8 protein-coding genes are annotated in these 9,409 nt (G+C 76.9%); 3 read left to right on the top strand and 5 right to left on the bottom strand.

Going from position 1 to position 9,409, the window contains the following annotated elements; all coding sequences use genetic code 11:
* Window positions 1-64 precede the first annotated feature (64 nt).
* The 5 genes from ACFCX4_RS31070 to ACFCX4_RS31050 all read right to left on the bottom strand — a co-directional run bounded on the left by ACFCX4_RS31070 (window position 65) and on the right by ACFCX4_RS31050 (window position 4,413).
* Complete coding sequence (locus ACFCX4_RS31070; protein WP_376149742.1) at window positions 65-991, bottom strand: ADP-ribosylglycohydrolase family protein; 927 nt, start codon at window positions 989-991, stop codon at window positions 65-67.
* Between the two features lie 137 nt (window positions 992-1,128).
* Window positions 1,129-1,719, bottom strand: a complete 591-nt coding sequence (locus ACFCX4_RS31065) for a TetR/AcrR family transcriptional regulator (RefSeq protein ID WP_376149739.1) — start codon at window positions 1,717-1,719, stop codon at window positions 1,129-1,131.
* A gap of 188 nt (window positions 1,720-1,907) precedes the next feature.
* On the bottom strand, window positions 1,908-2,903 hold the full coding sequence (locus ACFCX4_RS31060; RefSeq protein WP_376149745.1) for an aldo/keto reductase: 996 nt from the start codon (window positions 2,901-2,903) through the stop codon (window positions 1,908-1,910).
* Window positions 2,904-3,111: 208 nt separating this feature from the next.
* Complete coding sequence (locus ACFCX4_RS31055; protein ID WP_376149736.1) at window positions 3,112-3,414, bottom strand: GNAT family N-acetyltransferase; 303 nt, start codon at window positions 3,412-3,414, stop codon at window positions 3,112-3,114.
* A gap of 96 nt (window positions 3,415-3,510) precedes the next feature.
* Window positions 3,511-4,413: a translation initiation factor IF-2 gene (locus tag ACFCX4_RS31050; RefSeq protein WP_376149733.1), complete on the bottom strand. Its 903-nt coding sequence runs from the start codon at window positions 4,411-4,413 to the stop codon at window positions 3,511-3,513.
* Between the two features lie 245 nt (window positions 4,414-4,658).
* On the opposite strand from ACFCX4_RS31050, the gene ACFCX4_RS31045 reads away from it, so the two are divergent.
* The 3 genes from ACFCX4_RS31045 (at window position 4,659) to ACFCX4_RS31035 (ending at window position 9,367) form a co-directional block, all read left to right on the top strand.
* Window positions 4,659-6,449: a sensor histidine kinase gene (locus tag ACFCX4_RS31045; protein ID WP_376149730.1), complete on the top strand. Its 1,791-nt coding sequence runs from the start codon at window positions 4,659-4,661 to the stop codon at window positions 6,447-6,449.
* Entirely contained in the window at window positions 6,446-7,105 is a 660-nt protein-coding gene (locus ACFCX4_RS31040) for a response regulator (protein WP_376149727.1), read from the top strand. Before ACFCX4_RS31045 ends, ACFCX4_RS31040 begins: the two co-directional genes overlap by 4 nt.
* A 651-nt stretch (window positions 7,106-7,756) precedes the next feature.
* Window positions 7,757-9,367: a M20/M25/M40 family metallo-hydrolase gene (locus ACFCX4_RS31035; protein WP_376149725.1), complete on the top strand. Its 1,611-nt coding sequence runs from the start codon at window positions 7,757-7,759 to the stop codon at window positions 9,365-9,367.
* Window positions 9,368-9,409: the final 42 nt, after the last annotated feature.

The raw sequence follows: 9,409 nt of genomic DNA, 5'->3' as shown, positions 1-9,409 counted from the left end.
GGCGCGATCCTCCGGGCGGCCGGGCCGGTCCTGCGTCACGGGCCGGTCGTGGCGGGTCGTGCTGTCACCCGGCCGCCGCCGCGCCCACCCAGGCGGGCAGGGCCTCGCGGGCGGCCGTCCAGGAGGCGGGCACGCCGTCCGTCCCGGTGCGGGCGGCGACCACGCCGCCCGCGATCGCCGTGGTGGTGTCCATGTCGCCCCGGCCCTCGACGGTCTGCCAGAGGGCGTCGGGCAGCGAGTCCGGGTGCCCCGCCGCGGACCAGAGGGCGAACGGCACGGTGTCCCGCGCGGAGGTCCGGAAGCCGGACCCCGGCAGGTGCGCCGCGTGCCGCACCGAGGTGTGCGCGGGCAGCCGGGCGGCGATCCGCAGGCCGGACCGCACGTCGCTGTCCGGCAGCCGGCCGGCGACCTCGTCCAGCAGGTCGGCCCGGGCGGGGGCGGCGCGCCCGCGGGCGGCGAGCGCGGCCGTCAGCGCGACCGCGACCGCACCGGCGACCGCCTCGGGGTGGAAGTGGGTGGTGAGGGCCTGGAGCCGGGCCTGCCGGGCGACGGCGTCGAGGTCGTCGGCGAACCAGGCGCCGAGCGGCGCGACCCGCATCGCGGCGCCGTTGCCGTGCGAGCCCTGGCCCTCGAACCGACGTGAGGCGACCTCCCGCCAGCCGGCGCCGTCCTGGATCTCCCGCAGCACCCGGTGCATCGACGGGCCGTGGCCGCGGCTGTGGTCCGCGGTGTACTCGGCGGCGAACTCCCGGGCCGGCTCGTCCGGGCGGACCTCGCCGTGCTCGCGCAGGTGGTGGACCAGGACGAGGGCCATGGCCGTGTCGTCCGTCCAGTGCCGGGGCGCGGGCCGGGGGAGCCGGGCCGCGAGGGCGGCGGGTGCCTCGTCGACGGGGACGGAGAACCAGCGGTCGCCGAACGCGTCGCCGAGGGCGAGGCCGAGCAGGCTGTCCAGGGCGGGGGCGGGGCAGGATCCGGGTACGGGCCTGCGCATGGTGTTCTCCGGTCGGGACTCCGGGGAGGAGTGCGGCGTCGCGGGTCGGTCCGCTGGTCGCGGGCGGGCCGGGCCGGCGGTCTTCCGTGCCCCGGGGGTGGCGGAGGGCGCTCCGGACGGTGCGCGGGGAGGGGCTGTCAGGCGCGGGCCGAGAGCCCGCCGAGGAGGAGCGACCAGAGGGCCTCGAACCGTTCCCCGGCGGCCGGGTCGGACCAGGCGGCCGCGTGGGCGGGGTCGTGGAAGTGCGCGGTCGCCTCGAACACCGCGCGGGCGGTCGCCGCGACGGGGGCGGCGCGGAACTCCCCGGCCGCCGCGCCGTCCTGCACGATCCGGGCGATCTGGCCGGTCAGCGTCTCGACGTGGGCCTCGACGGTGTGGCTGTTCTCGCCGACCAGCGTCATGTACGTCGCGAACAGCTGCGGGTCGTCCAGCGCCTTGCGGCGCTTGGCGGCGAACAGCGTGGCCAGCCAGCGGTGCAGCCGCTCGCCGGCCGGGCCGGGCGAGTCGGCGACGGCGCGCAGCTCGTCGTGGGCCTGGGCGAGCCAGCGCTGGGTGACGGCCTCGCGCAGCGCCGCCTTGCTGGGGAAGAACCGGTACACGCTGCCGTGGCTGACGCCGAGGGTGCGGGCCACGTCGACGACGGTGGCCTTGGCCGGGCCGAACCGGCGCAGCACGTCCTCCGTCGCGCTCAGGATCTGCTCGGCGGTGAGTGCGCTGTCCGTGGCCACGGGGCGGTACGTCCTTACGGGTGAGGCGTCCGTCCGCCGGGGCGCGGGGGACGGACGGTCGGCCGGTGGCCGCCGGCGGCTGGGCCGGTGGCCACCGGCGAGCGGTGCAGGTGGGGTGCAGGTGGGGTGCGGTGCGGATAGGGACGGCCCTGCCCGCCGCGGGCGGCCGACGCGGCCGGGGCCGCGGCTCAGCGCTCGCTGTCGAGATGGGCCATCTGGGCGGCAGCGTACCGTTCCCCGGCCGCCGACCCGGCCGGGACCGCGGCCTCGATGGCCGCGAGGTCGGCCTCGCTGAGGGTGACGTCCAGCGCCCCGAGCGCCTCGGTGAGCCGGCTCCGGCGGCGGGCGCCGACCAGCGGGACGACGTCCGCGCCGCGCGAGGCGACCCAGGCGATGGCGATCTGCGCGACGGTGGCGTCCCGTTCGGCGGCGACCGCGCGCAGGGCCTCGACGAGCCGCAGGTTGTGGGCGAGGTTGTCGCCCCGGAAGCGGGGGCTGTGGCCGCGGAAGTCGGTGCCGGACAGCTCCCGGTCGCCCTGCCAGTGGCCGCTGAGCAGACCGCGCGACAGCACCCCGTACGCGGTGACGCCGATGCCGAGCTCGCGGGCGGTGGGCAGGATCTCGGCCTCGGCGGAGCGCGAGAGCAGCGAGTACTCGATCTGGAGGTCGCTGATGGGATGGACGGCGGCGGCCCGGCGGAGGGTGTCGGCGCCGACTTCGGAGAGGCCGATGTGACGGACGTGGCCGGCCTGCACCAGTTCGGCGATCGCGCCGACGGTCTCCTCGACGGGCACGGCCGGGTCCAGCCGGGCCGGGCGGTAGATGTCGACGTGGTCGGTGCGCAGCCGGCGCAGGGTGTAGGCGAGGGCGGTCTTGACGGCCGCCGGGCGGGCGTCGTGGCCGAGCCACTGGCCGTCCGGTCCGCGCTGGGCGCCGAACTTCACGCTGATCCGGACGTCCTCGCGGTCGCGGCCGCGCAGGGCGTCGTGGATCAGCAGTTCGTTGTGGCCCATGCCGTAGAAGTCGCCGGTGTCGAGCAGGGTGATGCCCGCGTCGAGGGCGGCGTGGACGGTGGCGATGCTCTCGGCCTCGTCGGCGGGGCCGTAGAGGTCGGACATGCCCATGCAGCCGAGGCCGAGGGCCGAGGTGGTCGGACCGGCGGTGCCGAGCGTGCGCCGGGGCATCCGGGGGCGGGGCGATGTGGTGGGCATGCTTCGAGGATGGCACTGCTGCTGACAGAAATCAAAATCTGTCATCTGACAATTGTCATCTGTCACGCGGCGTGTGCGGCAGACCGTGTGCGGCGGGTCGGGCGGCGGCGTGTGGCGTGTGGGGCGTGTGCCGTGTGTGGTCCGGCGCGCGGGCTGCGGCGTCGCCGCGTGGCGAGGGCCGTCAGTCGGACACCCGGCTCCGGTTCTCGTAGGCCAGATCGGTGTACTCGGGGTGCCGCAGCATCCACGCCTTGATGAACGGGCACGTCGCCAGCACCGCCAGCCCCCGTTCCCGCGCGTCGTCGAGCGCCGCCCTGGCCAGCGCCCCGCCGATGCCCTGCCCCTCGTACGCCGGCTCGACCACCGTGTGCGGGTACACCACCAGCCCCTCGCTGCGCAGGTACTCCGCGAAGCCGGCCAGGGCGTCGCCCACCCGGGCCTCGAAGCGGTGGGCACCTTCGGCGTCACGGATCGTGACCGTCATCGCGGACTCCTCACTCCTCGCCACGGAGCCGGGGCCGGCCCCCGTCCATCATCGAGCGGGCACCGCCGCCCCGCCCGCCGGGAACCGCCCCGCCCGTCACCACCTCCGCTCCCCGCCCGGCGCGCGCAGCAGGTGCGCCCGCGCCGGGGGCAGGTTCCACCACGCCGTCCGGTGCCCGAGCCCGTACTCCTCCTCGAACCGCCGCAGCAGCCGCACCACGGCCCGGTGCCGGGAACTCCGGCCCGGCCCCGAGGTCAGCAGCCGCGCCGCCGACGTCCCCAGGTAGCCGAAGTACGTCAACTCGCCGCCGGGCACCAGCAGGCGGAGGTAGAGGTCGAGGAGGTCGCGGACCTCCGCCGGGTCGAAGTTGGTGAACGGCAGGCCCGACACGATCACGTCGTAGCGGCCGGGCGCCGGTCCGGCTGCCGGGCCGGTCCCCGGCCCGGTGCGTCCGCCGCTTTCGCCGTCTGCGCCGTGCCCGCCGTCTCCTTCATGCCCTTCGTGTCCGTCGTGCCCTTCGTGCCCGCGGACGGTCTCGCCGCCGTCGGGCCCCGTCGTGCAGGGCCCGGGCAGGTCCTGCACCCGGCACTCCGACACCCGCAGCCCCAGCTGCGCCGCACGGCTCGCCAACTCCGGATCCGCCCGCAGCCGTTGGACGAACCTCGGGTTGGACTCCACCACGTGCAGCCGGTCGCCCGGCCGCAGCGCCCGCGCCAGCCGACGCGTCACCGCACCCGTCCCGGCGCCCACCTCCAGTACCGAGATCGGCCGGTCGGGGCGGCTCGTCGCCGGCACCACCAGCGCGTTCACGAGATCCGCCCCGCTGGGCGCCACCGCCCCCGTGAGCCGGAAGGCGCGCAGCGCCTCGGAGAGGAAGAACCAGCCCTCGCCGCGCCCGGGCCGGTACCCGGCGGGGACGGACCGGGCGTCCGGGCGGTCGGCGCAGGTGGTGGGGGCGGGGTCCGCAGTGTGAACGGGGCGGTGCTGATCCGTCGTCATGGCATCGAAGCTAGGGACGTCCCGGCCTCCCCGAATCGGCCGACCGACGGCCCGGACCCCCTACGAAAGTACTGGTCCGGACTGGCCGTTCGTCAGGGGCCAATGCCTTCGCCGGAGTCGTAGCATCAGGCCCTGAACAGCTGGAGGAGGGAGGGATGAGGGCGGTGGACCGCGCAGGACGCGCTCAACACGCAGGGCGAACAGAACGCACAGGACGCACAGGACGCACGGAGTGCGCTGAGTTCGTGGAACAGCCGGGCCGCCCGGCACGTCCGCCGCGCCTGCTTCTCCGCCGCCGCGGCCTGCCCCACCGGTCCCCGTCGGACGGGCCGCGCCAGTCCCGCCCCCCGGGCCCCGGGCTGCTCGGCTGGTACGCCCCCGGCCGGAACCGGCTGCTCGACACCCTGCTCCTCACGGCCGTCCTCGGACTCGCCGCCGAGGAGACCGTCGTCGAGTGGGCCGGCGACGAGCTCCCGCTGCGCCCCCTGCGGATCACCGGCGCCGCCCTCGCCTCGCTCTCCGTGCTCCTCGCCCGCCGCCACCCGGTCGCCGCCGCCGTGCTGCCCGTCCTCGTCAGCGGACTGCTCAACCGCGCCTTCCCCGGGCTGTTCAGCGTCTACCACCTGGCCTCGACCGGCCGCTCCGGCCCGGCGCTCGCCGCGGCGGCCGCCATCGCGGCGCTCAGCGCGGTCCGCGCCGACTCCGTCCTCGGCTGGGCCGGCATCGCCGGGTCCCAACTCCTCGTCGAGGCCGCCGCCCTCTCGCTGGGGCTCTGGCTGCACGGCCGCCGCATGCTGATCCGGACCCTGCACGCCAAGGTCGACGCGCTGCGCCGCGAGCGCGAACTCCGCGCCGAGCAGGCCCGGTCCGCCGAACGCGCCCGGATCGCCCGTGAGATGCACGACGTCCTCGCCCACCGGCTGAGTCTCCTCGTCCTGCACGCCGGGGTGCTGCGCGACCAGGCGCGGGCCGGCACCGTGGCCGACGACCAGGAGCGTCTCGCCCACCGTCTGGAACTGCTCCGGGCGACGGCCGCCCGTTCGCTGGACGACCTCCGGGACGTCCTCGGCGCCCTCAGGGCGGAGCCGTTCGACCCGCCGGATCCGCCGGACGCGAGAGCCGCGAAGGGTGTGCCGGCGGACTCGTCGGATCCACCGGTCCGACCCGGCCGGCCCGCCGGGCCCCAGGTGCCCGTCCCGGTCGTTCCGCCGGAGCCCGGGCTGCCGGAGCCCGGGCCGCCGGTGGGCGTGCCGAGCACGGGGACCGGCCACGACCGCCCGGCGACCGGACCTGCACCGCCCGGAACCGTTGCGCCGCCCAGGGCGTGCCCCGGCGTCGCGGACCCGGCAGTGATCCACAGGACACGCCCCAGGCCCGTCGCCGCGCCCGCCCTGCGCGACCTCGCCGAACTCGTCGGGGAGGCCGCCGGTATCGGGCAGCGCGTCGAACTCGCCGTCACCGGGGACGCGGAGAGTGTCCCGACCACCCACCGGCTGGCCGTCCACCGCGTCGTCCAGGAGGCGCTGACCAACGCCCGCAAGTACGCCCACACCGCGCCGGTCACCGTCCGGGTCCGGTACGGCGAGCCCGCCACGACGGTCGAGGTCCACAGCGGCGCGGGCGTTCCGGCACCGTCCGGGGCCTCCACCGGCGGCGGCTACGGCCTGGTCGGGCTCGGCGAACGGATCGGCGCGCTCGGCGGACACTTCGACGCCGGCCCCGACGGCCGCGACGGCTTCCGCCTCGCAGCCCGTCTCCCGGCCCCGGAGCGACCACCGGTGCGCCCGCCCGGGCGGCCGGTCACCCGCCCGCCCGGACCGGCCCCGGGCGAGTCGGTCGGCCGACGCGCGCCGGGGGCCGTCAGCACGTCCGTGGACCCGTCCGCCGCGCCGCCGGCCGAACCGGCACCCGCGCCCGGGAACGCGCCCGGAAACGCCGCCGGGAGCGCGGCCGAATCCCCGGCGGGGCCCGCACCTGGACCCGCACCGACATCGGCGCCGGAACCCGGCCCGAACCCACCGAACGGGGCGCCATGATCCGCACGATGGTCGTCGACGACGACGCGCTGGTCCGGCTCGGGCTCGTCGACCTGCTCGCCCAGGATCCGGACCTCACCGTGGTCGCCGAGGCCGCCGACGGCATCGAGGCCGTCGAACTCGCCGGACGGCACCGCATCGACGTCGCGCTGATGGACATCCGGATGCCCCGGCTCGACGGCATCGCCGCGACCCGCCTGCTGCGCGAGCTGCCGGACGGCCCGCGCGTCATCGCCCTCACCACCTTCGACCTGGACGAGTACGTCTACCGGGCGCTCGCCGCCGGTGCCGACGGTTTCCTCCTCAAGGACACCCCGCCCGCCGACATCGCCCGAGCCGTCCACGTCGTGGCCGCCGGCCAGGGCATGCTCCACCCGGCCGCCGCCCGCCGCCTCATCGACCGCTACCACCGCACCGGCGAGCCGCGAGCCGTCGCCGCCCGGCGGCGGCTCGCCGCACTCACCCCGCGCGAGAGCGACGTGCTGCGCGAACTCGCCGCCGGCCGCTCCAACGCCGAGATCGCGCTCGCCCTCGGCATGCGCGAGAGCACCGTCAAAGCACACGTCAGCCGGATCCTCACCGGCCTGGGCGTCGGCAACCGCGTGCAGGCCGCGCTGCTCGCCCGGGACGCGGGCGTGGCCGGCGACCCCGCCTGACCGACCGTCGCCCGCCCCGACCGCCGGAGGCCCGACCTGTCCCGGTCACCGACGATCCATCCCGATTCGGTGCGAATCATCAGGATCCGACCGACCCCGGCTCCGCACCGCGCGGTACCCGCCGACGGTCGCGCCGTCACCCATCTGGCTTGGAAAAGGCGCGCCTTGGTGTCCTGCGCTGCCGAACTCCCGGCCCGGGTCCATGGTGGAGGTGGGCGCGATCCGGCGACCGCGCCCGCGCGTCGGGCCGGACCCGCACGCCATGCGCCGACCGCCGCTCCGCGGCCGGGCGCCGGAGCGGATCCCGGTCCCGGCACGCTGGGAGCAGGGCCACCTCGCAGGAAACCGAACGGTTCTTCTAGGCTCACATCTCGGCTTCCCTGCGGTGATGCGTCGTTCTGCGCCCACCGCACACACGAAGCCGCCGTCCACGGAGGCTCCGGGACGATCGGGGCCACCGGATCGAGCGAGGAGGACGCACATGCCACACACGCCGCCCAGCCGTTCCAGCGCACTTGGACCGGACGGACCGTTCCGCTGTCCCGCCGTCCCGGCCGGGCCCGCCCGCCCGGCGACCTGGCCAGGGAGCCCCGGCGAGCCCGGCCGGCCGGCGCGGCCGCTGTATACCGGCGGCGGCCGCGGAGGCGCGCGTTGAGTCCTCAAGCCATCCGTCCGTCCAGCACGCCGCCGGCCTCCAAGGTCGCCGTCGCCTCCGTCGCCACCGCTGCTGCCACCACCCACGGCACCACTGCCCACGGCGCCGTCACGCACGGCGCCGTCACGCACGGCACCACCACCGTCACCGCTCCGTCCGCCCTCACCGCCCCCGCCGTCGCCCCCGCTGCCACCGCAGCCGGCGGCACGACCGTCGTCGCAGCCGTCACCACGGCCGTCACCACGGCCGAACCGACCAGGACCACCGGCACCGCACCCGGCCCGGTGGCCCCGGGCACGACCCGCCCCGGCACCGGCACCACCCGATCCGCCCTCGCTCCGGCCGCCCCCACACCCGCCGCCGCACCACCCCTCGCGGCGGCCCCCCGCACTCCGGCCGTCCCCGACAGCGAGGGCCAACCGGGCCCCACCGCCGCCCTCCCCGGTCTGCCCCAGGCCCTCACCAGCCGCGCCCGCACCCTCGCCGGGGCCGTCCGGCGGCGCTGCGCCGACCTGGCCCGGATCGAGTCCCCCAGCGGCGACGCGACCCGACTCGACGCCCTCGCCGAGGAATTGGCCGACGGGTTCCGCGCCACCGGTGCCACCGCCCACCGCGAACCCGGTCCGGCCGGCGATCACCTGGTCCTCCAGTGGGACGGCCGCGACGAGAGCCTGCCCCACCTGCTCGTGGTCGGTCACCACGACACCGTCTGGCCCGCCGGCACCCTCGCCGACTGGCCGGTCACCGAACAGGACGGCGCCCTCAGCGGGCCCGGCGTGGTCGACATGAAGGGCGGACTCGCCGTCCTGGAGGGAGCTTTCGCGCTCCTCGCCGACCTCGGCCAGCGCCCGCACCGCACGGTCCGCCTTGTCGTCGTCTCCGACGAAGAGGTCGGCAGCCCCGACGGCCGGCGCCTCGTCGAACGGCAACTGCGCGGTGCCGGGGCCGTCGTGGGCCTCGAACCACCGCACCCGGACGGCCGCCTCAAGACCGCCCGCCGCGGCTCCACCCGGGTCCGGCTCACCGTCACCGGGCGCGAGGCGCACGCGGGCAACGACGCGGCCGACGGGGTGTCGGCGGTGGACGAACTGGTCGATCAGCTGGTCGCGGTGCGGGGCCTGGTCAGCCTGCCCGGCACCGAGCTCAACGCCGGCCGGATCAGCGGCGGCAGCCGCGCCAACGTGGTGGCCGGCCGGGCCGAGGCCGAACTCGGCCTGCGCTTCGCCACCACCGAGGCACAGCGGCGGACCCTCGACAACCTCGCCCGGCTCACCGCGCTCCGGCCCGGTGCACGGGTGCGGACCGAGGTGCTCTCCAGCCGTCCGGCCTGGCCGGAACGCTCGGCCAACCCGCTGCTGCGCCATGTCCGCTCGCTCGCGGCGGTGCTCGGACAGCAACTGGACGGCGGTCCGGCGGGCGGTGCGGGCGACACCAACCTGCCGGGTTCGCGCGGCTTGCCCACGCTCGACGGTTTCGGTGCCGTCGGCGCGGGCGCGCACGCCCGGCACGAGCACATCCGCATCGATCAGCTGGCGCCGCGGATCGCCCTGCTGGCGGCGCTGCTGGCCGTCCCGCTCCCTCGGTTGCGCGACCGTTCGGAGGGGTGATCACGGGGCCGGTCGGCGGCCGACGCACAGCCGCCGACTCTC

Origin of the sequence: Kitasatospora sp. NPDC056327 (assembly GCF_042261735.1) — a bacterium.
Classification (GTDB): domain Bacteria; phylum Actinomycetota; class Actinomycetes; order Streptomycetales; family Streptomycetaceae; genus Kitasatospora.
The sequence above is the reverse complement of the archived record's forward strand: the minus strand, read 5'-3'. Positions and strand labels throughout refer to the sequence as shown.